Annotated in this window: 21 protein-coding genes; 13 read left to right on the top strand and 8 right to left on the bottom strand. The window is 57.8% G+C overall.

Features of this window, described 5'->3' with window-relative positions; translation table 11 throughout:
* The first annotated feature begins 3 nt into the window (after positions 1-3).
* Genes QSJ36_RS03870 through QSJ36_RS03860 form a run of 3 tightly spaced genes read left to right on the top strand, consistent with a single transcriptional unit; the run spans position 4 to position 4,361 of the window.
* Complete coding sequence (locus QSJ36_RS03870) at positions 4-1,575, top strand: trypsin-like peptidase domain-containing protein (RefSeq protein WP_022397724.1); 1,572 nt, start codon at positions 4-6, stop codon at positions 1,573-1,575.
* A 5-nt stretch (positions 1,576-1,580) separates the two neighbouring features.
* Positions 1,581-3,161, top strand: coding sequence for a S1C family serine protease (locus QSJ36_RS03865; protein WP_285467067.1), 1,581 nt, complete (start codon positions 1,581-1,583; stop codon positions 3,159-3,161).
* A gap of 36 nt (positions 3,162-3,197) precedes the next feature.
* Positions 3,198-4,361 carry a 3-dehydroquinate synthase gene (locus tag QSJ36_RS03860; RefSeq protein WP_285467065.1) on the top strand — a complete coding sequence of 388 codons (1,164 nt, stop codon included), beginning with the start codon at positions 3,198-3,200 and terminating at the stop codon, positions 4,359-4,361.
* Positions 4,362-4,388: 27 nt separating this feature from the next.
* Here the strand turns inward: QSJ36_RS03860 and QSJ36_RS03855 are convergent, their stop codons facing one another.
* Positions 4,389-5,531, bottom strand: a complete 1,143-nt coding sequence (locus QSJ36_RS03855; protein WP_285467063.1) for an amidohydrolase — start codon at positions 5,529-5,531, stop codon at positions 4,389-4,391.
* Positions 5,532-5,891: 360 nt separating this feature from the next.
* On the opposite strand from QSJ36_RS03855, the gene QSJ36_RS03850 reads away from it, so the two are divergent.
* Positions 5,892-6,059 (top strand): hypothetical protein, encoded by a 168-nt coding sequence (locus QSJ36_RS03850; protein WP_180973002.1) that lies wholly within the window; start codon positions 5,892-5,894, stop codon positions 6,057-6,059.
* A gap of 140 nt (positions 6,060-6,199) precedes the next feature.
* Here the strand turns inward: QSJ36_RS03850 and QSJ36_RS03845 are convergent, their stop codons facing one another.
* The 5 genes from QSJ36_RS03845 to rpsB form a co-directional block, all read right to left on the bottom strand.
* Positions 6,200-6,988 carry an ATP-binding cassette domain-containing protein gene (locus tag QSJ36_RS03845; RefSeq protein ID WP_285467060.1) on the bottom strand — a complete coding sequence of 263 codons (789 nt, stop codon included), beginning with the start codon at positions 6,986-6,988 and terminating at the stop codon, positions 6,200-6,202.
* A 122-nt stretch (positions 6,989-7,110) separates the two neighbouring features.
* Complete coding sequence (locus QSJ36_RS03840) at positions 7,111-7,545, bottom strand: hypothetical protein (RefSeq protein ID WP_285467059.1); 435 nt, start codon at positions 7,543-7,545, stop codon at positions 7,111-7,113.
* Positions 7,546-7,649: 104 nt separating this feature from the next.
* Complete coding sequence (locus QSJ36_RS03835; protein WP_285467055.1) at positions 7,650-8,435, bottom strand: hypothetical protein; 786 nt, start codon at positions 8,433-8,435, stop codon at positions 7,650-7,652.
* A gap of 105 nt (positions 8,436-8,540) precedes the next feature.
* On the bottom strand, positions 8,541-9,413 hold the full coding sequence (gene tsf, locus QSJ36_RS03830) for a translation elongation factor Ts (protein WP_102727625.1): 873 nt from the start codon (positions 9,411-9,413) through the stop codon (positions 8,541-8,543).
* Positions 9,414-9,443: 30 nt separating this feature from the next.
* Positions 9,444-10,139, bottom strand: a complete 696-nt coding sequence (rpsB, locus tag QSJ36_RS03825; RefSeq protein ID WP_102721700.1) for a 30S ribosomal protein S2 — start codon at positions 10,137-10,139, stop codon at positions 9,444-9,446.
* A gap of 276 nt (positions 10,140-10,415) precedes the next feature.
* On the opposite strand from rpsB, the gene QSJ36_RS03820 reads away from it, so the two are divergent.
* Complete coding sequence (locus QSJ36_RS03820) at positions 10,416-11,849, top strand: MATE family efflux transporter (RefSeq protein WP_215451182.1); 1,434 nt, start codon at positions 10,416-10,418, stop codon at positions 11,847-11,849.
* A 79-nt stretch (positions 11,850-11,928) separates the two neighbouring features.
* On the opposite strand, the gene QSJ36_RS03815 is transcribed toward QSJ36_RS03820, so the two are convergent.
* Entirely contained in the window at positions 11,929-12,654 is a 726-nt protein-coding gene (locus tag QSJ36_RS03815) for a CbiX/SirB N-terminal domain-containing protein (protein ID WP_022396314.1), read from the bottom strand.
* Positions 12,655-12,978: 324 nt separating this feature from the next.
* Between QSJ36_RS03815 and kdsA the strand changes: the two genes are divergently transcribed.
* The 8 genes from kdsA (at position 12,979) to QSJ36_RS03775 (ending at position 21,760) form a co-directional block, all read left to right on the top strand.
* Positions 12,979-13,794, top strand: a complete 816-nt coding sequence (gene kdsA / locus QSJ36_RS03810; protein WP_022396315.1) for a 3-deoxy-8-phosphooctulonate synthase — start codon at positions 12,979-12,981, stop codon at positions 13,792-13,794.
* Entirely contained in the window at positions 13,791-14,270 is a 480-nt protein-coding gene (lptC, locus tag QSJ36_RS03805; RefSeq protein WP_102729857.1) for an LPS export ABC transporter periplasmic protein LptC, read from the top strand. The genes kdsA and lptC overlap by 4 nt, the downstream gene beginning before the upstream one ends.
* An 11-nt stretch (positions 14,271-14,281) precedes the next feature.
* A complete protein-coding gene (locus tag QSJ36_RS03800; protein ID WP_022396317.1) occupies positions 14,282-15,250 on the top strand; it encodes an LptA/OstA family protein in 969 nt (322 codons plus the stop codon).
* Entirely contained in the window at positions 15,247-15,993 is a 747-nt protein-coding gene (gene lptB, locus QSJ36_RS03795; RefSeq protein WP_102721539.1) for an LPS export ABC transporter ATP-binding protein, read from the top strand. The genes QSJ36_RS03800 and lptB overlap by 4 nt, the downstream gene beginning before the upstream one ends.
* A 20-nt stretch (positions 15,994-16,013) precedes the next feature.
* A complete protein-coding gene (locus tag QSJ36_RS03790) occupies positions 16,014-16,898 on the top strand; it encodes a haloacid dehalogenase-like hydrolase (RefSeq protein WP_215443255.1) in 885 nt (294 codons plus the stop codon).
* Between the two features lie 28 nt (positions 16,899-16,926).
* Positions 16,927-18,309: a UDP-N-acetylmuramate:L-alanyl-gamma-D-glutamyl-meso-diaminopimelate ligase gene (mpl, locus tag QSJ36_RS03785; protein ID WP_102729855.1), complete on the top strand. Its 1,383-nt coding sequence runs from the start codon at positions 16,927-16,929 to the stop codon at positions 18,307-18,309.
* Between the two features lie 24 nt (positions 18,310-18,333).
* Complete coding sequence (locus QSJ36_RS03780) at positions 18,334-19,653, top strand: OmpA family protein (RefSeq protein WP_285467043.1); 1,320 nt, start codon at positions 18,334-18,336, stop codon at positions 19,651-19,653.
* Positions 19,654-19,750: 97 nt separating this feature from the next.
* Entirely contained in the window at positions 19,751-21,760 is a 2,010-nt protein-coding gene (locus tag QSJ36_RS03775; RefSeq protein ID WP_102731257.1) for an ATP-dependent helicase, read from the top strand.
* A 47-nt stretch (positions 21,761-21,807) separates the two neighbouring features.
* On the opposite strand, the gene QSJ36_RS03770 is transcribed toward QSJ36_RS03775, so the two are convergent.
* A complete protein-coding gene (locus QSJ36_RS03770; protein ID WP_285467040.1) occupies positions 21,808-22,773 on the bottom strand; it encodes a hypothetical protein in 966 nt (321 codons plus the stop codon).
* Positions 22,774-23,068: the final 295 nt, after the last annotated feature.

Below are 23,068 nucleotides of genomic sequence, written 5' to 3'. Positions count from 1 at the left end.
ACCATGCACTTCCATACCTGCCTCCAAGGACTGTGTGCAGTCCTGGCCGCCGCCGCTTTTTCCTACGCGGATGAACCGGCCGTTTCCATTTCAGACTTCGGGGTGGACAAGGTCATGTCCGGCCCCGTCGTTTCCATCAATGACCAATACAAGGGAGTCGTGAAGATCGAAGTGGATTCCCTGACGCCGGACTACGCCACTCCATGGGATACGGGCCGCTACCAGGGCGGCATCGGCACCGGCTTCCTGATCGGGGAAAACGCCTTCATGACGAACGCCCATGTGGTCAGCAACGCGGAACGCATTTACATCTCCATGTACGGGGATTCCCGCAAAATTCCCGCCAGGGTCAAATTCATCGCCCATGATGCGGACCTGGCCCTGCTGGAAGCGGACGACCCCAAGCCCTTCAAGGGCATCCGGCCTTTTGAATTCAGCAAGAACCTGCCCCACCTGGAAGACGAGGTGAGGGTGATCGGCTACCCCATCGGCGGCAACAGGCTTTCCGTCACGCGCGGCGTAGTCTCCCGCATCGACTTCACCACATATGCCCACCCCCGCAACACGGAACACCTGACCATCCAGGTGGACGCCGCCATCAATCCGGGCAACAGCGGGGGCCCCGCCCTGATGGGGGACAAAGTCATCGGCGTAGCCTTCCAGGGCCTGAACAACGCCAACAACACGGGCTACGTGATTCCCACGCCCGTCATCCGCCACTTTCTGGAGGACATCAAGGACGGCGTCTATGACGGCTACGTGGACATGGGCATCCAGGCCGCGCCCATCCTGAATCCCGCCATGCGCAAGGCGTTCGGCCTGCCGGACGACGAGAAGGGCGTCCTGATCGGCAAAGTGCTCAAGGGCTCCTCCGCCGATGGAGTGCTCCGCAACGGGGACCTGCTGATGAAGGTGGACGGCTACGACGTGGACAGCTCCGCCATGATTGAGCTGGACGGCCAGAAAATCAGCATGAAAGAGCTCATTGAACGCTGCTTCAAGGATGACCGGCTCCCGCTGGATATCATCCGCGACGGCAAGCCCATGAAGGTGGAGATGGTGATGAAGCCCTCTCTCTCCAAGGATCTGCTGATGGCGGAATACGACAAGATGCCCCGCTATATTGTCTTCGGCGGCCTGGTGTTCCAGCCCATCCAGCGCAATGTGCTTGCGGCGGCGGACATCTCCATGCTGGACGTCGCCCTGGATATCCGGGATTACCAGGAAGACGGCGGCTGCGTGGACCATGAAGACATGGTAATCATCACCAAGGTGCTGGACGATGAAGTGAACGCGCGCCTGTCCGGCTCCATCTCCAACGCCATCGTGGAAAAAATCAACGGCGTGAAGGTCAAGGGCCTCACCCACGCCTACGAACTCCTTTATCCGAAGAATATGCCGGAATACGTGATTATTGAACTGAAAAACGGGGAACGCCCCCTAATCTTTGAAGGCAAGGCCATGGAGGCGGCCAACAAGCGCATCTCCAAAACCTACAACATCCCGAAAAACGCCCGTCTGGACAGCGCCATTCCCGGCCGCCAGCCTGACCGGAACACCAACCCCGCCCGTTAACCGCCATGAAAATTCTTTCCCTTTTCGCCCTCGGTTCCCTGATTCTGCTCGGCGGCTGCCAGCCGCGCGAAGCCGGACGAACCGCTCCCGAACCCCAGCCCGGGCAGCAGCCGGAAACACCGCCTGAACAGGTGGAGGAAACGGCCGCTCCGGCGCAGCTCCCTTCTCCCACCAACTCCATGGTAGGCATTAACGCCACCAACCAGGGCTATGCCATGGTCCAGCCGTGGAGCAAGGAAAACCCGGCGTACAGCCAGGGCTTCGGCATTTACCTGGGGGACGGCAATATTCTGACGGCGGCCAACATCGTTTATTCCGCCAGCTTCGTGGAAGTGACCTCCGCGGACGGCTCCCAAACGGTTCCCGTGACCGTGACCGCCTTTGACCCGGAAGCCAATCTTGCCCTGCTGCGCCTGAAAAACGAGGCAGACGCCGCCTTCCTGGACAAGCTGGTGCCCGTCACGCTGGGGAACGCCCCGCGCCTGGGCGACAAGGTGACCTTCTGGCAGTTCAATGACGACGGCCTCCCCATCACTACGTCCGGAACCCTTCTGGCAACGGAAAGCTCCAGCCCTTTCACCAACAGCGAACCTTTTGTCCTGTACAATGTCAAATCCTCCGTCACGCCTCTGAAAGGCGGCGCGGGCAACCCCATCATGAGGGATAATAAACTGGTGGCTCTCAGCGCCAGCTGCGATCCTTCCGCCCAGAAGGCGCTGGCCGTGACCCATACCATGATTTCCCGGTTCCTCCAACAGGCCCGGTCCGGCAATTACACTGGCTTCCCGGCGGACGGCACCCAGGTCACGGAACTGACCGACCCCGTTTTCCGCAAGTTCCTGGGCCTTCCGGAAACCGGCGGCGGCTTTTACGTGGTGAAACTGCCTGTCTACGGTTCCTTTTACAAGGCAGGCGTGCGTCCCGGAGACGTGGTGGAAAGCGTCAACGGCATTCCGCTGGACAGCAAGGGCCTGATCAGGGATCCCGCGCTGGGCCCCGTTTCCGCCAACGTCCTGTTCCGTGACTCCGCCATGCCGGGGGATATCATTACGCTGGGCATCCGCCGCAAGGATAAGGACGGCGTCAGCCAGCCCATGACGCTGGATGTCAAGCTTGACCGGAGCGCGCTGGAGGGGGATCTGATCAATCCGGCCCCCTTTATTTCCAATCCCCCCTACCGCATTTACGGAGGTCTGGTGTTCGTTCCCCTGACGGGAGCCCTGATGAGGGAAATCAATAAGCTCAGCAAGAACCGCCCCCCTCTCAACCTGCTGGAAGCTATTCAGAAAAAGGAAGACATCCGGAAAAAAGGCGTGGATGAAATCGTGGTCTTCCTGATGGCGCTGCCCACCCAGGCCACGCTGGGCTATGCCCAGATGAACTCCTCCATTGTGGAAAAAGTGAACGGCGTCCAGGTAAAGAGCCTCAAGCACCTCAACCAGCTTCTGGACCTGCCCGCTCCCGGCGGCACGCACCGCATTGAGGTGGCCCAGCAGCCGTACACCATGTACATGTCCCAGAAAGAGGCCGCCAAGGCGGACCGCTTCATCCAGATGAGGGCTGTTCCCGTGCTCCGCAGGGATTAGCAAAGCCGCGAGCCATTTCATTGCATTCCTTCTGAAATGTCCCTTCATACGCTGAATATCCGGCTGGATTTTCCCTATAGAACGGGCTTTACCCACGGAGCCTTCCGTCCGGAAAACGATGCGCTGGCCAGCCTGATGGAGCAAAGGCCCGGAGGCCGCGTCCTCGTCCTCATGGAGGAAGGACTGGAACGGTTTTATCCTCAGCTCCCGGCGGACATCGACCGTTATTTTGAAAAAAACGCCGGAGAACTGGCCTATGCCGGCTGCCGTTCCGTTCCGGGCGGGGAAGCGGCCAAAACCGGCTTTGCCGCGTGGGAAAAGGCCCTCCGCCACATTGTGGAAGCGGGCATCGACCGCCATTCCTACATCATTGCCGTGGGAGGCGGGGCGTTTCTGGACGTAGCGGGCTTTGCCGCCGCCATCGCCCACCGCGGCATCCGGCTGCTGCGCGTGCCCACCACCACTCTTTCCCAGGCGGATTCCGGCGTAGGCGTCAAAAACGGAATCAACTTCATGGGGCAGAAGAACTACCTGGGCACCTTCGCCGTAGCCTGGGCCACGCTTAATGACTTCCTGTTCCTTCATTCCCAGCCCCTCTCCCTTAAAAGGGCCGGCTTGGCGGAAGTGGTGAAGGTGGCCGTGGTAAAAGACGCCTTCTTCTTTAACTGGCTGGAAACGAACGCCGACGCGCTGGCCGCCTGCGAGCGGGACGCGCTGGAATATGCCGTGGAGCGTTCCGCCCTGCTGCACGCCGCTCACATCGCCGGAGGTGGAGACGCCTTTGAACTGGGTTCCAGCCGCCCCCTGGACTTCGGGCACTGGGCCGCCCATTACATGGAAACCATGTCCGGCTACACGCTGGACCATGCGGAAGCCGTTTCCGTGGGCATGTGCCTGGACATCCTTTATTCCGTCAGGAAGGGATGGCTGCCTGCTGCGGAGGCGGAAAGAATCGTCTCCGTACTGAAAGCCCTGGGACTGCCCGTGTTCCACCCTCTGCTCTCCCGCAGGACGGAGGATGGCGCATGCGAAGTGCTGAAGGGCCTGGAAGCCTTCCGTGAGCACCTTGGCGGCCATTTGACGGTATTGATGCTTACCGGGATAGGCCGGGGAAAGGACGTCCATGAAATAGACGCCGCGCTAATGGAGGAATGCATCCGGGAAATGCAGGAGGCCGCCCGCTGCTCCGGTCAGGAATAGGGGCCTTTCCTTGTTGCCTTCCTCCTTTTATTTGGAGTTCAGGTAATCCAGGATAATCCGGACCTCCGCCTTGATTCCGTTGAGAATCGCTCCGTCGTCCGCCTTGAATCCGGGATTGTGATTCGCAGGGCCGTCCCCGGAACCGATGGTCATGAAATAAGTGGGCGCTACCTGCGCATAATAGGAGAAATCCTCACTAGCCGGTACTCTGGGAGAATCAAAAACGTTCTTCTCACCCACGGCTTCAACGGCCGCCTTCTTCGCCAGTTCCCGCAGGGCAGCGTTATTCTGGATGGACGGATAGCCCAGAACGTAATCCAGCTTGTACTGCGCTCCATTGGCCTTGCATACATGGTCGATGACGGACCGGGTGCGTTCTTCCAGCAGTTTGCGGGTTTCCGGCGTTACGGAACGGATGGAGGCTCCCAGCACCGCTTTGTCCGGAATGACGTTGGGAGCGTTGCCGGACTGGAATTTTCCCACGGTGATCACGGCCATGTCCCCGGGCGTCGCATTGCGGGAGACGACCGTTTGCAGCGCCATCACGATTTCAGAGCCCGTGACGATGGGGTCCACGCCCAGCTGCGGCATGGAGCCATGGGAACCCTTCCCCTGAATGGTAAGGGAAAAGCCGTCCGACGAGGAAGAGGCGGCCCCCGCCGGCAGAATGCCGATGGACCCGGCAGGTTCATTGGGCATCACATGCGCACCGAAGATGGCGTCTACGCCTTTGAGAACTCCGCTCTTGATGATCGGAAGGGCGCCCCCGGGCGATTTTTCCTCCCCGGGCTGGAAAATGAAATACACCGTGCCGGGCAATTCCTTCTGCATGGAGGCAAGAACCTTGGCCGTTCCCAGCAGCATGGCCGTGTGCATGTCATGCCCGCAGGCATGGCTTACGCCCGGTGTTTTGCTGGCAAAGGAAAATCCTGTCTCCTCCTGCACGGGAAGCGCGTCCATGTCCGCCCGGAAGCCGACGGTTTTCCCGGGCTTTCCGCCGCGCAGAATGCCGACCACGGAGGTCTTCGTAGGCCGCAGAACTTCAATGTGGCCGAACGAGGCAAGCAGGTCCGCCACATAATTGCTCGTCTTGTATTCTTCAAAAGACAATTCCGGATTCTCATGGATATGGTGCCGCCACTCCACGGCGTCCCTGGCGGCAGCTTGCACCTTCGGCTCCTGCACTGCAACCGCGGCAACAGGACAACAAAAAAGAACCAGAGGGATTAACAGCGATTTTTTCACGATTAGATGATCTTTTATTAAGACAATTTTCCGATTACTTTCATTCCATAAAAATGACACCATCATGTTAAAATTTTCCCCAGGGGAAGTGTGGAGGAAAATTGCGCCGAGGAACCATGAACTCCCCGGAAACCCATCCTTCCGCTCTGCGTGACCACCTCCCCCTCCATAACGTGTAAGACTTGTTTCCCTTCCCCTCCAAAAAGACGATGAAGGAAAAGGAATGAGAACCTTCCGGAATACGACAAAAGGGAAGTCATGTCGCCAACAACAAGAAAAACAAACATGAAATACGTACTTTACGAACGCCAGTATTACACGGCCAACCAGAAGCCCTTGGCGGAAGCGGATATCACCGCCTTCGCGAAAGCCAACAATGCGGAAGCCGTGGGCATCATGCCCATTCCGGGTTCCAATTCCATTTATATTCTTTTCAAGGTTCCCGAAAATTAAATCATCGGGGGTCATGCTCCGTTAAAGAATTCAGGGACGCTCCTTCCGGGAACCGTCCCTTTTAAATTTATTGTAGTTCCACTTGGAAGGGCGGCGTTTCCAGGCATTCATTCAAATCTCCACTCACGGAGACCTGCTATTTACAAACGCGGCACTGCGGCAAGCAACGCCTGGGTGTACTCGTGGGAGGGGGAGGAAAAAACTTCGTCCGCCTCCCCGTATTCCACGATGCGGCCCTTGCGCATCACGGCAATACGGTCCGCAATGTAATGAACCACGGACAAATCATGGGAAATGAAGATCATGGTCAGGTTCAAGCCGCGGGCCAGAGCGATGAGAAGGTTCAAAATCTGGGACTGGATGGAGACGTCCAGCGCAGAAACGGGTTCATCCGCAATGACCAGCCGGGGTTCCGGCGCCAAGGCACGCGCGATGGCTACGCGCTGGCGCTGTCCTCCGGAAAATTCATGCGGATACTTCCGCATCAGGGAGGGATTCAGCCCCACCCGCTCCATCAGTTCCGCCACGGCATCCCTCATCTGGGAAAAGGAACGCTTGCGGGAACGGCATTCCAGAGCCTCCTTCAGCGTGGCGTACACGGTAAAACGCGGATTTAGGGAGGCATAAGGGTCCTGGAAAACCATCTGGAAATCCGGGCGGCGCTTCCTGACCTCGGAAGGGGACAGGGCGGTCAGCTCCTCCCCCTCCAGCCAAATGCGGCCCGCCGTGGGCTTCTGGAGCAACATGACTGTCCGGGACAGCGTGGACTTGCCGCAGCCGGATTCCCCCACCAGGCCCAGGATTTCCCCGCGCTCCACGGACAGGGATACCCCGTCCACCGCCACCACGGGCGCCGGTTTACGGGAGGAGAGAAGCCCCTGCACCGCAGGAAAGACAACGCTCACATGATCCAGTTCCAGAAAAGCCATGCCATCACTCTAACAATCCTCCCGGAGCAAGACAAGACCCCAACCGTGCCAGCTTCGTCAACAGGAATTACTGCGAGTGTCATTAAGGTTTATCTCTGGAAACTATTTCATTCTCCACCAACCTATTTCTCTAAATCTCCGTGCCGCCTTATCAATTCTTTGACTTTCTTCCTGGTAGCCTCATCATTTGATTTCTCAAGTTTCTTGTAAATATCGGTCATATCAAAAGATACAAGTTGCATAAGTCCTTTTTTATTATGAACACCAATGCTTTGAATATATAAGCCCTTAAACGTTCCATACATATTGCCCCCACGGTATTCATAGTCTTTATAATGATCATTGAGATAGGCATCCTGCGCCGCTTTGATTCCTTCAACAGTTTCAACGTTTTCAAGAAGAACCAGTTTCATCATGGATCTAATGAGATTTTGTTCCTTCTGCACAGTTTCATCCATCTCATCAATCGGTTCCTTGTCATCAGAACACCCGACTAACGGTACGAATATAAACAATACCACGCATAATAATTTTATAATATTTTTCATCGCATTCATTCTAGATAAAATAAATAAACTTCTATCCATTCTTCTCCAAATTTATATTTCAGTATTTTCTAAAATCAAAGGAATATCTCATATTCGCGAGATATTTATTAGCTTCATTCATTGACCAGATCGCCTTGTTTCTTCACTGATTTATGCCTTGCCATCAATTCTTTGACCTTCAACCTCTCAAACTTGTCACCCCTTTTTCCAATTTTATTATAAATATCAGTCATATCAAAGAAAACCAACTTCACTTGGCCAGCTTCATCCTGGATGGCCGCAATATGAATATACCGACTATCGTACATGGTGTACATATTAATGATTCCATGAAGCATCTCGTCTTTATAATGTTTATAAAGATATTCCTTTTGTGCAGTTTTGATTCCGCCAATATTTTTTATTTTTTTCAATATAATAGGTTTTACTAAAGCGGCAGCATCTTCATCCACTTGCTTCTCATCTTCAATAGCGATATTATTTCTAGCGCGCAGACGAAGAGGGGCCGGCTTACAACCTAAACAAGAACAACCGTGGAGCACGCAGTCACACCCGTTATTTTTACAATCTTCACGCAATTTTTCATATGCTTTTCTGTATACTGAGTAGTATGCTTTGATAAAAGCTTGTACTCTTCCTTCCGGAGGTAGTTTGCTTACGACATACGGTCCAAGTTTTTCATTAAAATCTTCTGAGCGACCATTACCATCATGATGATTGTAAGTAAAAACACATGATGCATTGACATCATAAGAATATAAAGTATTGGTCTGTCGTAATGGCTCCAAACCAAGATCCTCTACATCTACCTCACATTTCAATTGTGTAGCTTCTAAAGCTCCATAAAGTGATGCTACTGAGAACAATAATCCAAAAAATAATTTTGTTATAACCTTCATAAATCTTTATTTTTACATAAAAAAAATTAAAAGTCAAACAAAATTTAGAAGAAGAGCCGTTCCCCGCGAAGGGAACGGCTCCTGAGATTGATGCTGCCGCGGAGCTTACGCGCCGAGCTGGTAGCGGACGAAGGAGACGACGGAGACGTCATCGCCGAGTTCCTTGCCGACCTGCTTGAGCAGGGCGTCCACCGTGACGTTGGGATCCTTAACAAATCCCTGGTTCAGCAGGCAGGACTGGGCGTACAGGGCCTTCAGCTTGCCGGGAAGAATCTTTTCCAGCAGGTGTTCGGGCTTGCCTTCCTGGATGAGCTGCTGCTTGGCGATTTCCTGTTCCTCAGCCACGAAGGCGGGGTCCAGGCTGTCGGAGCTGACGCTCTTGGGAGCGGCGGCGGCAATGTGCAGGGTCAGATCCTTGGCAAGAGCCTTGAACGCGTCAGACTTGACGGTTTCTTCCTTGCCGGCCTTGATAGACAGCAGAACGCCAACCTTGCCGCCCATGTGGATGTAGGAGACCACGGCGCCGGAGCCGTCCACCGTGAGGCGGGCGAACTTGCGCAGAGCCATGTTTTCACCGATGGAGCTGCACATGGCCTTGATGTATTCTTCCGTAGTGCCTTCGGGCATGGCAACCTGGAGGGCTTCCTCCAGCGTGGAGGCCTTGGAATCCATGAGAGCCTTGGCAACGTCGTTCACCAGGCCCTGGAACTTGTCGCCCTTGGCGCAGAAGTCCGTTTCACAGTTGAGTTCAAGGATGATGCCGGAGCAGCCGCAGGGAGCCACGGCGGCGCGGATCACGCCTTCCTTGGCGTCACGGTCAGCCTTGGCGGCAGCCTTGGCAATGCCCTTTTCGCGAAGATACTTCACAGCGGCTTCCATGTCGCCGTTGCATTCGTTGAGGGCTTTCTTGCAATCCATCATGCCGGCGTCCGTTTTGTCACGGAGGGCCTTGACGAGAGCTGCAGTAATTTCTGCCATAGTGTTTCTGTTCTTTCTAAATGGGTTGGTTTAGGCTTCGGCGGGAGCGCCCTTGCCTTCGTTGATGGCCTTGACAATGCAGTCAAGGACCAGACGGATGGAACGGACGGCGTCGTCGTTGCCGGGAATCGGGAAATCGATTTCCTTCGGGTCGGCGTTGGTGTCAACCAGAACGCAGACGGGAATGTTCAGACGGTGGGCTTCGCGGATGGCGATGTCTTCATGATCGGCGCCGATGGCTACCATGGCGTCCGGAGCGCCGCCCATGTTGCGGATGCCCTGAAGGTTGCGTTCCAGCTTCTGGCGTTCGCGGTCCAGAGCGGCCAGTTCCTTCTTGGACATGCTCTTGAATTCCGGGGTCTTTTCAATCCCTTCAAGGTAGGAAAGGCGTTCGATGCTCTTGCGGATGGTGCTCATGTTGGTGAGCATGCCGCCCAGCCAGCGATGGTTGACGTAGTACTGACCAGTGGCTTCCGCGGCTTCGCGGACGGCTTCCTGGGCCTGGCGCTTGCAGCCGACGAAGAGGATCTTCTTGTTGCGGCGTGCCAGATCGGCCAGGAAGGAGCAAGCCTTGTCCAGGCATTTTTCCGTTTCTTCAAGGTTGATGATATGGATACCGGCCTTGTCTTTGAGAAGGTACTTCTTCATGCTGGGGTGCCATTTGCGGGTCTGGTGGCCCAAATGAACACCGGCTTCAACCATCTGGTTAATCAGATCATTAATCATATATGTATGTAGGTGGCTTTCCTTGCGGCAGGAAAAGCGGTTTTTGGGGACTTCGACGCTTTCTACCCCTCCGATCCCCATTGTTCAGGTTGCGCCGAATCACGCGAGGGACAAATAATATACTTCACGACGCCCTTCTTGTCAAAGCATAAATCATTGATTTACGCAACCATTCCGCCATCCGCGGCATCCCGCCGGAGGAGCGCCTCCGCAGCGGCTTTCACCCCCTGCCTGATACTTATCGTACAAAAAACAGGAACATGCCGCAAAACAGTCTTGGAAAAAACATGGAAGAGGCGTTCCATGCGGGCGTTCCGGATGACCAAGACCCTGACAAGCGGCAATCCCGCCAAATTGATTTTCCTGTTTACCATTCCCCTGCTGATCGGCAACCTGTTCCAGCAGTTTTACAACATGGCGGACACCCTGATCGTGGGCCGCACGCTGGGCGTGGAAGCCCTGGCCGCCGTGGGCTGCACAGGCGGCCTGATGTTTTTCATCCTCGGCTTCGTCATCGGATTCACGGCGGGGCTGGCTATCATCACGGCCCAGCGCTTTGGAGCGGGCCGCAGGCGGGCGGTGCGGCGCAGCTTTGCCGTCTGCATCGTCCTGAGTTCCATCATGACCGTCCTGCTGACCGCCGTCAGCGTCGCCTTCGCTCGTCCCGTTCTGGAACTGCTGCAAACTCCTCCGGAAATCCTGGAGGCGGCCCACGCCTACATCATCGTCATTTCCTGGGGCATCGGCGCAGCCATGCTGTTCAACCTCCTCTCCAACGTTCTCCGCGCCCTCGGGGACAGCCGGACGCCCCTCTATTTCCTGGTTCTGGCCTGCGTACTGAACATTGCGCTGGACCTGGCGCTGATCCTGCGGTTCGGCATGGGACCCGCGGGGGCTGCCGTCGCCACCGTAGCCTCCCAACTGGTTGCGGGCCTCTGCTGCACCGCCTACGTTTTTAAAAGGTTTCCCATTCTCCGGCTGACCAGGGCGGACTGGAACATGAGCCGCCGCTACCTCTGGGCGCATATCCGCGTGGCCCTTCCCATGGGGTTCCAGGCATCCATCATCGCCATTGGCGCCATTCTGGTGCAGTTTGCCCTCAACCGGCTGGGAGCGCAGTCAGTAGCGGCTTTCAGCGCGGCCCAGAAAATCGACATGGTGGCGACGCTGCCCATGATGTCCTTCGGCATCACGATGGCTACGTACGTGGCCCAGAATTACGGAGCCAGGAATCTGGAGCGCATCCGCCGGGGCGTTCTCCAGTGCAACCTGATGTCCGTGGGGTTCAGCATCGCCGTAGCCGCCGCCAATATTGCCTGGGGACCGGAACTGATCCGGCTGTTCGTGGGAGACGGGGAAAAGGAAGTCGTCAGCCTGGCCCAGACCTACCTGAACATCAATGCCTCCATGTACTGGGTGCTGGCGCTTCTCTTTGTCTTCCGCTACACGCTGCAAGGGCTGGGCCAGAGCATCGTGCCCACCTTCGCGGGCGTCATGGAGCTGTGCATGCGCGCCCTGGCCGCCATCGTGCTGGCCCGCTGCCTGGGCTTCACCGGAGCCAGCATGGCGAGCCCCGCCGCCTGGATCGGCTCCTGCGTGCCTCTCGCCATCGCCTATTACTTCACCAGCAGAAAGCTGGCGCGGTCCATGAAGCAGGGCTTTCCTCCCTGCCGTGAGGAAGAGCCGGGAGCCGTCCGGCAGGCCGCGTGATTGCGGCTGGCATTCGCCCCGCACCGGAACCGGTATCTCACCCGGAGGAAAGGGAAACCGTCATGGAACGCCGCAGGGGTCAATCACAGGTCTTCGCGGAAACCCCGGAGCGTTCCCTTCCCCAGTATTCCCGCGCCTTCTGCAAATAAAACGCGCCCAGGGGAGGCAATATTTCCAGTTCCTTGCCCCACTTCTCCGCCAATTCCGGAGAAGGCATGTCCTCCCTCATGTGCTTTCCCTCCCCGATCAGGAACGGAAGCACTACCACCCTGTTTCCCTTCAAACGTGGAAATACTTCCTCCACGGAGGGGGAAGCGCCGAAATAGGCCAGGGCCATATCCGTTTCCTGCGGCCATAAAAAGGCCCGCAGTTTCTGTAAAAAGGCGAACGGCTCCGGAGGAAGGTCCTTTCCCACCACTCCATGGGCCACCACCAGCAGGGACGTTCCCGGCCCCAGCTCTTTCCCGAGGGCGTCGCGGACGGTCAGGAGGGGCATCACGTCTTCCCCGGCTCCCCACACCGGCTTGAATTCGAATTCCGGAGACACGCCGCGTTCCGCATACATGGCGCTCAATTGTTCCGGCAGCGCTTCCGTCACCGTCCAGCCGCTCTGCATGAAGACTGGATAAATCTGAACCACCCCGTCGCCCGGAGGCAGGTCGTCCGCCTGCATGTCCCGGAAGGAAGCCTGCCAGACGGGAGCGCCGTCCATGCCCAGCAGCTTGATGCGATCCGCCAGATGCTGCCGGAGTTCGGCCCCCGCCTCATCATAGGAGACGCATAGCTTGTAAATTTTTTTGGGCATGTGAAGTGAGACCCCGGAGGGAAGGCGGCGTTCAGCATCTTCCCCACTTGCAGACGCAGGGACGGTGCATGCCTGCCGTTTGTAACAGAAACGCCGGATTCCGGCAATACCATAACTGCCTTTTCCCTCCATGGCCGCCCATTCTCCGCAATACGGCAGGAAAAATTCTTTTATTCCGCTGATTTTCATTTTCTTATGAACCTTCTAAAGAAAGGGTCCGGAGAAAATAGCCCCCTCTTGCCGAATCTCCCGGCGGAGGCAGGATAGCGGCTTGACCGGAGGGCTTGAAACCGTCATGATATAAGGACATACAGGTTTTGTTTTATGTCGTTTTACATTCAATCCGTTGAAATCGGCGGCCCGCGGCCGTTCTACCTCCTGGGCCCCTGCTCTCTGGAATGCGAATCCTTCGTCTGGGAGATGGCCCGCTCCATCAAGTCCATTGCGGAAAACCTGGACATCCCGCTGATTTTCAAGGCCTCCTACGACAAGGCGAACAGAACTTCCATCACGTCCTTCCGCGGACCCGGCGTACGGGAAGGCTGCCGCATCCTGTCGGAAATCGGCAAAGAGCTGGAACTGCCCGTCGTTACGGACGTGCATACGGCCCGGGAAGCGGAGATTGCCGCCGAATACGTGGACCTGCTCCAGATTCCCGCCTTCCTGTGCCGCCAGACAGATCTTCTGGAAGCCTGCGCCAAGAGCGGCCGTCCCGTGAACATCAAGAAGGGCCAGTTCCTGGCTCCGTGGGATACTGTGAACATCGGGGAAAAGATGCGCGCCTTCGGCTGTGACGAGTTCATGATGTGCGAGCGCGGCACCTCCTTCGGCTACAATAACCTGGTGGTGGACATGCGCTCCCTGTACTGGATGAAACAGGAAGGCTTCCCCGTCGTGTTTGACGCCACCCACGCAGTCCAGAGGCCCGGAGGCCTGGGTGGAACCACGGGAGGAGACAGCGAACTGGCTCCCGTGCTGGCGTCCGCCGCCATGGCGACCGGCAGCATTGACGGCGTGTTCATGGAGGTGCACAAGGATCCGTCCAAGGCTCTTTCCGACGGGCCCAACCAAATCCCCCTCCACCTGCTTGAAGGCGTGCTGAAACGCCTTCAGTCCATCCATCAGGCGGTTCAGTCATGATAAAGTTACCGTTCACATGCTTTCTGGTAATTGCCATGCATGGCATGGCGGCGCAGGCGGATACCACCCTGCCCGCAGCCACGCCCTTCGCCGGCGTAGACAAGAAATTGCCCATGCTGGAGCTTCTGCCCGTAGGCCAGGTGCTCCCCAAAGTCAGCCTGTCACGGTATGAAGGGCCGCGCCTTTCCATGCTGCTGACCGCTTCAAGCGTGACCGTAGCCGCCCCGCAGGAAATTGCCGCCAGCATCCTGAACGTGTACCTGTACGGAAAGAACAACCAGACCTCCCATCTTTTCACGAAGGCCGCCTCCTACTTTCTGGACAAAAAACTGGTCGTCTCCCATACGGAGACCACCCTCAAGGAAGAGAACTTTTCCGCCAGGGGCACCGGCCTTTACATGGATACCAATATCAAGAGGGGCATCATCCTTGGCCCCGTTCAAACCACCATCCGCATGGATCAACGCAACAAGTAACCATTCCTTTTATGAAAAAACTTTCCTCCCTGCTGCTGCTCGCCCTGACCGGGGGTCTTGCCTGCGGCGCCACTGACGGCGTTCCCGCCCATATCGTACAGCCTTTGCCCAAGGAACTGGATCCACGCCTGGAGCCGCCCCTGGCTCCCCCCTCCGGCATCGTGCGTCCCCTGACGGCGGAGGAAACCGCCCGGAGGGAACGGGAACTGGCCCCCGTTCCGACCGCGGGCCTGAAGGAAGACGGTGAGAAGGCGATTGAAGCGTACAACGTGAAGGAAAAGACCGTTGACGGGCAGATTCAGGAATTCCGCCAGCAGCACCAGGTCACCGGCAATGCCGCCGCCCCGGCTGCGGACACCGCTCCCGCTGCGCCCAATCCGGAAGAGAACTTCATGCGCGCCAATTCCTCAAACAACCTGTACTCCGTAGATTGTGACGGGGACCTGTACTTCGACATGGAAGAAGGCGTGCTGGTGTTCATGAAAAACGTCCGGGTGCGCAACCCCAATCTTTCCATGGACTGTGCGGACCACCTGAAAATTTATGCGGAGTTCGTGCCGAAGAAGCCGGGCGACAAGAAGCCCTCCGAACGCAAGCAGGAAAAAGAGAAGGAAAAGGAAAAAGAAGGGGAGAAGCCCCAGGTGGCCCTCCCCAACGGCGGCAATTTTGACTATAACTCCATTAAAACGGTCGCAGCCTCCGGCAACGTGAAAGCCAGCTATACCAACAAGGAGGGGGAAACCAGCAACGCCCAGGCGGACAAGATCACCTATAACGCCAAAACCGGGGAAATCATCCTGACAGGCTCCCCGGTGATTATTACGCCGGACGCCATCATCAAGAATCCGAACAAGGACGCCTTCATCCGCGTGTACTCGAACGGGAATATGTACAGCAGCCGCGGCACCAAGACCACGTTCCGCCACGTAGACAAGAAGCTTTCCGACCGGGACAAACAGAAAACCAACCGCAAGCCGTGAGCTCCCCCCTATCCACCCATCTGCTGAGAGCCGAAGGCATCTGCAAAACCTATAAAACGCGGACCGTCGTGGACCAGGTCAGCCTGACGGTGGGCCATGGCGAGATCGTAGGCCTGCTGGGGCCGAACGGCGCGGGAAAAACCACCTCCTTCTACATGGTGGCGGGGCTCGTGCGCCCGGACGAAGGCCGCGTGATTTTTGCGGGCGAGAATATCACGGAACTGCCGATGAACCTGCGCGCCAGGCGCGGCATGGGCTACCTGCCGCAGGAGGAGTCCATCTTCCGCAAGCTTTCCGTGGAGGACAACCTCCTGGCCATTCTCCAGACCCGCAAGGACATGACCTCCCGCCAGCAGAAGGACCGCGCCGTGGAGCTGATGGACCGCTTCGGCATCACCAAGCTGCGCCGCTCCATGGCCATCCAGCTTTCCGGCGGGGAAAAGAGGCGGCTGACCATCGCCCGCGCCCTCGCCACCAGCCCCAAACTGCTGATGCTGGACGAACCGTTCAGCGGCGTGGACCCCATCGCCGTTTCAGACATCCAGAAGATCGTCATGGAGCTGCGCGATACGGACGGCCTTTCCATCCTGATTACGGACCACAACGTGCGGGAAACCCTGCACATCGTGGACCGCGCCTACATCCTGTTTGAAGGGAAGGTCATCAAGCACGGCACTTCCGAGGAAATCGCCAACGACCCCATCGCCCGCAAGCAGTACCTGGGCGACCAGTTCCGCATGTAACGCCACTTTCCGCCCCTCCCATGTCCTCTCCGCAGAATACGATCGCCCTGGTGTTCGACTATGACCAGACCCTGAGCCCCTTCTACATGCAGGATCAGGCCATTTTTCCGGAATTCGGCATCTCCCCGCAGGAGTTCTGGACCAGGTGCAACGCCACCGGGGAACGGGAAGGCTGGGACGGGGAACTGATTTACATGAAAAGCTTGCTGGACGCCCTCTCCCTGGACCGCGTCAGCAATACCCGGCTCACCCAGCTTGGGGAACGCCTCACCTTTTACCCCGGCCTGCCGGATTTCTTTGACGCCTTCCCGTCCATGACCCTGTCCTCCCTTCATACGGACCTGGGCATCAACATTGAATACTACATCATTTCCTCCGGCCTGAAAGCCCTGATTGACGGCTCTGCCCTGCGCCCCTATTTCAAGGCCGTGTTCGGGTGCGAGTTCAGCGAGGAGAACGGCTACATCAACTTTCCCAAGAGGGTCATTTCCCACACCACGAAGACCCAGTACCTCTTCCGCATCAACAAGGGCATGCTGGATTACGACCAGGACGTGAACGACCACATGCCGGAGGACATGCGCCCGATTCCCTTCGCCAACATGATCTACATCGGCGACGGCCCCACGGACGTGCCCTGCTTCACCGTTATGCGCAGGAACGGCGGCCACGCCGTGGCCGTGTACAATCCGGAGGACGAAACGGGCCGCAGCTTCCGCAAGTGCTATAACCTGGCTTCCAATTCCGACCGCGTGAACTTCATCGCCCCGGCGGATTACACGCCCGGCAGCCACCTTACCCGCCTGCTGTCCGGCATGGTGACGGACATCGCCAACGGCATCGTGCGCCGCCGTGACCGCGCCCTGGCGGATTCCTGCATTGCGGCCCCCACCTTTTCCAAATAAAAACCTGCTCCATTCCTCTCCCCCCGTCATGAACAGCCATTTTCATTTCCTCGGCATCTGCGGAACCGCCATGGGTGCGGTAGCCGCCGCCATGGCCCGCCGCGGCTTTACCGTCACCGGCTCAGACGCCAACGTTTACCCCCCCATGTCCACCTTCCTGGAGGAGGAGGGCATCACCCTGTTTGAAGGCTACAAGGCCTCCAACATCCCCGCGGACGCGGACGTCATCGTCATCGGCAACGCCATGAGCCGCGGCAATGAGGAGGTGGAAGCCGTGCTCCAGCGGCGCCTGCGCTACCTCTCCCTGCCGGAGACGATGAAGGAATACTTCCTGCGCGGCAAGCGCAACTACGTGGTGACCGGCACCCACGGCAAAACCACCACCACGTCCATGCTGGCGTGGCTGATGGAGGACTCCGGGCTGAACCCCAGCTTCATGATCGGCGGCATCGCCCGTAATCTGGGCCGCGGCGGCCGTTTTACGGATTCCGATTTCTCCGTGCTGGAGGGGGACGAATACGACACGGCGTTTTTCGACAAACGCTCCAAATTTCTGCATTACCTGCCGGAACTGGTGGTCATCAACAACATTGAGTTCGACCACGCGGACATTTACAATTCCCTGGAGGAAATCAAGCTGAGCTTCCGCCGCCTGACCCAGATCATTCCCCGCAACGGCCTGGCGCTGGTCAATGCGGACGATCCCAACTGCCTGGACGTGGTGAAGGGGGCCCCCTGCCCCGTCAAGACACTGGGCTTTTCCGACTCTTCCAACATTCGCATCCTGGACGTGGAAACCTCCACGGACGGCAGCCATTTCACGCTGGAAGGAACCCGCTACTACGTGCCGATGATCGGGGAATTCAACATCCGGAACGCCGCCATGGCGATTGCCGCCGCACAATTTGCGGGGCTGAACGTCAAGCAGCTGGCGGATTCCATGAGCCGCTTTGAAGGCGTGGCCCGCCGCCAGGAAGTCAAGGGCGTGGTCAACGGCATTTCCGTGGTGGACGACTTCGCCCACCACCCCACGGCCATCAAGCAGGCCATCCTGGGCCTGCGCCAGCGCTACCCGGGATCACGCATCTGGGCCATTTTTGAGCCGCGCTCCAACACCACGCGCAGAAACATCTTCCAGAATGAACTGGCGTTATCCCTCGCTACGGCGGATTTCCCCGTGGTGGCCGCCGTGGACCATCCGGACAAGGTGGCCCTGGAGGAACGCCTGGACCTCACCAAACTCTCCAATGACCTCTCCGCGCTGGGCAAGGACGCCCTGATCGGCGGACAGGCGCAGGAAATCGTCTCCGCCGTCTGCAAGAAAGCCCAGCCGGGAGACGTTATTCTGGTAATGAGCAACGGCGGTTTTGACGGCATTCACGCCAAATTGCTGGAAGCCTTGAACGCCTGACCCTTTTTCATACATTCACCTCCAATGAAAAACGCATCCACCATCACCGCCTTCATCATCAGCTTCTTGGTCGTGGGCAGCCTGGCCCTGGTCTTCCTGTTCCTGGGAAACCGGGAGGAGGAGCCCGCCCCCGCTGAACCCGCGGCGCAAACGGAAGTTCCTCCGCGCCAGACGGTAACGCCCCAGCCCACCGTGGACCCGCTCACCAAGGAAGACATCAGCCGGCAGACGGCCACGCCGTCCTCCCTGGTCAACCTCAGCTCCCCCCAGACGCTGGCGCAGGCGATTGCCAAGGTTATTCAGGACCGGGACGCGGACACCCTGAAATCCCTGGAAATCCAGCAGGCCGTCACGGAGGCCCAGGGCCGCATCATCCGGGAACTCATGGAAGCGCGCCATGTGCGCCTTTCCACCCCCGGCATCACCAGCATCGGCGCGAATAACCAGGGGGCCAACCCCACGGCCAGATACACGCTCAACTTCAGCAGCGGCGCGCGCGGCTACCTGGACATGAAGCGCAATGACAAGCAGCAGTGGACGCTGGACACCCTTACGCTGCCCAGCAAGCAGGACCTGGCCAAGGACAAGGCCGCCCCCATGGCCATGAACGATCCCATGGGCATCGTCAGCTCCTTCATGGACGCCGTTGCCAAGGCGGACTTCCGCACGGCACGGAAATTCGTGGACGGAACCAAGGTGCAGGACGCCACCGTGGCCGGGCTGTGCATCCTGTTTGAAGAAGGCGCCTTCCGCCTCCGGGAGGACGCTCCCATCAAAACCGCCTATGAAGCGCCCACCAATGCGGGCTTTTTCGTCCACCTGCAGGACGCCCAGGGCAGGAAAGCCGGCAACGTGGGCCTGACCGTAGCCAAGAAGGATGAACAATGGCTGATTACGGAAGCCTCCCTGGACAACATGCTGGAAGCCTACACGAAACGGCAGGGGGCCGGAGACGACATTTTCATCCCCATCGTGAAGAATCCGCAGGGGGGCGATTCCCTGGCCCTGTTCTTCGGTTTCAATGAAGATTCTCTGTCCAAGCGTTCCGAACGCCAGCTCCAGATTGTGGCGGAGGCCATCAAGACGGATAGCGGCAAGAAGCTGGAAATCAGCGGCCACACGGACGATGTGGGGAGTGAACGCTACAACCAGGGCCTCTCCGAACGCCGGGCGGCGGCCGTGAAGGCCCAGCTCGTCCAGTTCGGCGTTCCTGCGGAAAGAATCATCACGAAGGGATTCGGCAAATCACAACCGCGCCGCACCTACTCCCCCACGGCGGACGAAGGAACGCGGGATGAAGCCCGCAAGGAAAACCGCCGCGCGGAAATGTACCTGGACTTTTAAAGAGTGATTAGAGTGGAGAGTGGAGAGAAAAGTTTTTCAACCAATCCCATTAACTATTCTCTATTAACTATTCTCTATTAACTATTAACTGAAACGCATGGCCCGCCGCTACGTCATCAAGCAGGATGCCGCACCAGCCGCTCCCATCTCCGGGATCGACTACCGCACGGCCCTTAATGAAGAACAGTATGCAGCCGTTTCTTCGGAACCGGGGCCGGCGCTCGTCATTGCAGGGGCCGGTTCGGGAAAAACGCGCACGCTGACCTACCGCGTGGCGTGGCTCCTGGATCATGGCACGGACCCGTGGAACATCCTGCTGCTGACCTTCACCAACAAGGCGGCGCGGGAAATGACGGAACGGGTTCGCTCCCTGATTCCCCTGGATCTGTCCCGCCTGTGGAGCGGCACGTTCCATTCCATTGCCAACCGCATCCTGCGCCAGCACGCGGAATACCTGGGCTATACTCCGGCTTTCACGATCATGGATTCCGACGACCGCAAATCCATGATTAAAAGCGTGATCAAGTCCCTCAAACTGGATGAGAAATCCACCCGCTTCCCCAAACCGGAAGTTCTTTCCTCCCTGTTCAGCCTGGCGGATAATGAGGGCGCCAATATCCAGGAAACGCTGGAAAACGCCTATCCGTACCTCTCCAACCACCTGGACGCCATCCTGGACGTGCATGAACAGTACGTGGCCCGCAAGCAGGAAACCAATAGCATGGACTTTGACGACCTGCTGCTCAACGTCGTGAGGCTTTTCCAGGAACAGGAGCATCTGCGCGCCCTGTACGGCTCCCGCTTCCAGCACATCCTGGTGGACGAATACCAGGACACCAACTACCTCCAGAGCCGCTTCATCGACCTGCTGTCCCGGGAACACGGCCAGCTCATGGTAGTGGGGGACGACGCCCAGAGCATTTATTCCTGGCGCGGGGCGGACATGGAGAACATCCTCAGCTTCACTACCCGCTACCCGGCGGCAAAGACCTTCAAGATAGAGACCAACTACCGCAGCGTGCCGGAAATTCTGGAGCTCTCCAACGCGGCCATCGCCGCCAACGAGGTGCAGATTGAAAAAAGGCTCCGCTCCGTGCGGCCTACCGGGGAAATGCCCCCGGCCCTCGTTCCGCTCAACGACGACAGGATGCAGGCCAAATTTGTCGCCCAGCGCATCCGGGACCTCATTGAAGAAGGCACGGACCCCAATGAAATAGCCGTGCTCTACCGCGCGCACTTCCACAGCATGGAATTGCAGATGGAACTGACCCGCGGGGAAATCCCCTTCCGCATCACCAGCGGCATCAGGTTTTTTGAACAGGCCCATATCAAGGACGTGGTGGCGTTCATGCGCTTTGTGGTCAATCCCAGGGATGAACTCTCCTTCCGCCGCATGGTGATGCTGCTGCCCGGCATCGGTCCCGGCATGGCCCAGAAGCTCTGGATACGCTGGGCGGCATGCCCGGAAAGCCGGCTGGAAACGCCGCCGGAATCCTTCTCCGCCCTGATGCTGGATTTTCCGGTCCCGGCCAAATCCAAAACGGCCTGGACGCAGCTCTGCTACACGCTGGATGAACTGGCCCCAGCCGGAAAAATCGCCGGGCCGGCCTCCATGCTCATTTCCATCAATGAAGCCGTGTATGACGAGTACATGCAGGCCGCCTTTGAGAATTACGACCAGCGCAGGCAGGACCTCCTGCACCTGGCCGGATTCTCCGAACGCTTTGAATCCACGGAGGATTTCCTCTCCCAGCTTTCCCTGCTGGGCAATACGGATGATGAAAGCGCGGCGGCGGATCTCTCCGGAGGCGCCGTCACCCTGTCCACCATCCACCAGGCCAAGGGGCTGGAATGGTCCGTCGTCTTCCTGATCGGCCTGTGCGACGGCATGTTCCCGCACCAGCGGGTGATTGACGACGGAGACCTGGCGGGTCTTGAGGAGGAACGCCGCCTCTTCTACGTGGGCATCACCCGCGCCAAGGACCAGCTTTACCTGACCTACCCCCGCTGGAACTGCCGCGCGCAGGGAGGAACCTTCATGCAGATGCCCTCCCGCTTTCTGGATGAATTCCCGGCCAGCCTGGTGGAGGAGTGGGCGGTAGAATAAGAAGCCTGTCCCCCTTTCCTGCGGTAAATGCGGGGCGCACCGGGTCTTTAATCCTTTTCCGCCGGGGAGGGAAGACGCTGCGCGGAGGTCTGGGGAGACACCTCCTCCATCCATTTGAGGACTTCCACCAAATTCTCGTCCGGCGGCATTTCATGCTTTCCCGGAAAGGGAAATTCCTTGATGGCGCACTGTCTTCTTTTGAGAACCTTGACGTCATGGCTGACGGCACTGTTGGCCCCTCCGTCCTTGTCTCCATTAATAATAGCCACCGCCATGCGCGTGGGGCACGTGAGGCGGTCCTTCCCTCCCAGCCAGCCGCCCATGGATACAATCCCCTTCCACGGGCGGACGGGCGGAATCCTGCGCTCACTATATGTAAAGGCACGGGACGCTCCGCCTGAAATGCCGCCCATGTACATGCGGTCCGCATCAAAAAAGGCCATTCTCTCCAAACTCCCGTTCGTGGAAGTCCACAGCTTGCCCAGTCCGGCTTCATGTTCCTTGGACTCCGAATTTTTAAACGTCGTCAATCCCAGGGCCACCCATCCGTTGGCCTCGCAGGCCTTCCGGAATTTCTGGACCATGTGCTGTCCATTGCCTACGGAATTAAACAGAATGATGACGGGAGGCGGAGTTTCCGCCTTCAGCGTAGATGGATAATAGACAAAGGCTTCCGGATAGGAAGCCGTAGCGGGGATTTTAGTGATCTTCCCCAGCCTTCCTTCCGTATGCCGCTGCATGCGCTCCTGGTTGCTCATGGCTTCCGGAACATGCTCCTTGATCCAGTCCACGTCGTTCCCGGACAAGCTTGCCAGAGGCAGTTCCACCTGTCGGCCTTTCTCCAATTTAAGGGAAACTTTCCTGCCGGCGGCGTTGAAGCGGACAAAAGCCGCCGTGATGGTTTTGCCGGCGGTATTGGTCCACACGCGCGGCTGGTGCGGCACATCGGCCTCCTGCGCCGGGGCAAGCGGCAGCAACACGGCCGCGAGGACCGTAAACAATCGGGTAGTCATTCCCCGGTAATAGGCTGCCGACCGTTGGCAGTCAATAAAATTCGCCTGATTGCACAGCTTTGGACACATCCCTGTTCGGGAGGCTCCATTCTTGCAGAGGCGGAACGGAGCATCCAAACTGCCACCACAGCCGGAAACAAATTTTCTTATTTATGTTTGAACCATTTTCACGGCCATTATTCCGGGAAGGAAACAGCAAAATAAAAGAGGACCCAGAAAACATCATACATCCCTCACCATCAATGAGATATTTTTTCTTCTCAGGAAAATGAATTTACTGGAAGCTTTCTGGAAT

Origin of the sequence: Akkermansia sp. NBRC 115031, assembly GCF_030268505.1 — a bacterium.
Classification (GTDB): Bacteria; Verrucomicrobiota; Verrucomicrobiia; order Verrucomicrobiales; family Akkermansiaceae; genus Akkermansia; species Akkermansia massiliensis.
This window is presented reverse-complemented; position numbering and strand designations above follow the sequence as displayed.

Excerpts from the sequence above, each read along its gene's own strand:
- QSJ36_RS03870 (WP_022397724.1), top strand. The coding sequence starts at position 4 with ATGCACTTCCATACCTGCCTCCAAGGACTGTGTGCAGTCCTGGCCGCC.
- QSJ36_RS03865 (WP_285467067.1), top strand. The coding sequence starts at position 1,581 with ATGAAAATTCTTTCCCTTTTCGCCCTCGGTTCCCTGATTCTGCTCGGC.
- QSJ36_RS03860 (WP_285467065.1), top strand. The coding sequence starts at position 3,198 with ATGTCCCTTCATACGCTGAATATCCGGCTGGATTTTCCCTATAGAACG.
- QSJ36_RS03850 (WP_180973002.1), top strand. The coding sequence starts at position 5,892 with ATGAAATACGTACTTTACGAACGCCAGTATTACACGGCCAACCAGAAG.
- QSJ36_RS03845 (WP_285467060.1), bottom strand. The coding sequence starts at position 6,988 with ATGGCTTTTCTGGAACTGGATCATGTGAGCGTTGTCTTTCCTGCGGTG.
- QSJ36_RS03840 (WP_285467059.1), bottom strand. The coding sequence starts at position 7,545 with ATGAATGCGATGAAAAATATTATAAAATTATTATGCGTGGTATTGTTT.
- QSJ36_RS03835 (WP_285467055.1), bottom strand. The coding sequence starts at position 8,435 with ATGAAGGTTATAACAAAATTATTTTTTGGATTATTGTTCTCAGTAGCA.
- tsf (WP_102727625.1), bottom strand. The coding sequence starts at position 9,413 with ATGGCAGAAATTACTGCAGCTCTCGTCAAGGCCCTCCGTGACAAAACG.
- rpsB (WP_102721700.1), bottom strand. The coding sequence starts at position 10,139 with ATGATTAATGATCTGATTAACCAGATGGTTGAAGCCGGTGTTCATTTG.
- QSJ36_RS03815 (WP_022396314.1), bottom strand. The coding sequence starts at position 12,654 with ATGCCCAAAAAAATTTACAAGCTATGCGTCTCCTATGATGAGGCGGGG.
- kdsA (WP_022396315.1), top strand. The coding sequence starts at position 12,979 with ATGTCGTTTTACATTCAATCCGTTGAAATCGGCGGCCCGCGGCCGTTC.
- lptC (WP_102729857.1), top strand. The coding sequence starts at position 13,791 with ATGATAAAGTTACCGTTCACATGCTTTCTGGTAATTGCCATGCATGGC.
- QSJ36_RS03800 (WP_022396317.1), top strand. The coding sequence starts at position 14,282 with ATGAAAAAACTTTCCTCCCTGCTGCTGCTCGCCCTGACCGGGGGTCTT.
- QSJ36_RS03790 (WP_215443255.1), top strand. The coding sequence starts at position 16,014 with ATGTCCTCTCCGCAGAATACGATCGCCCTGGTGTTCGACTATGACCAG.
- mpl (WP_102729855.1), top strand. The coding sequence starts at position 16,927 with ATGAACAGCCATTTTCATTTCCTCGGCATCTGCGGAACCGCCATGGGT.
- QSJ36_RS03780 (WP_285467043.1), top strand. The coding sequence starts at position 18,334 with ATGAAAAACGCATCCACCATCACCGCCTTCATCATCAGCTTCTTGGTC.
- QSJ36_RS03775 (WP_102731257.1), top strand. The coding sequence starts at position 19,751 with ATGGCCCGCCGCTACGTCATCAAGCAGGATGCCGCACCAGCCGCTCCC.
- QSJ36_RS03770 (WP_285467040.1), bottom strand. The coding sequence starts at position 22,773 with ATGACTACCCGATTGTTTACGGTCCTCGCGGCCGTGTTGCTGCCGCTT.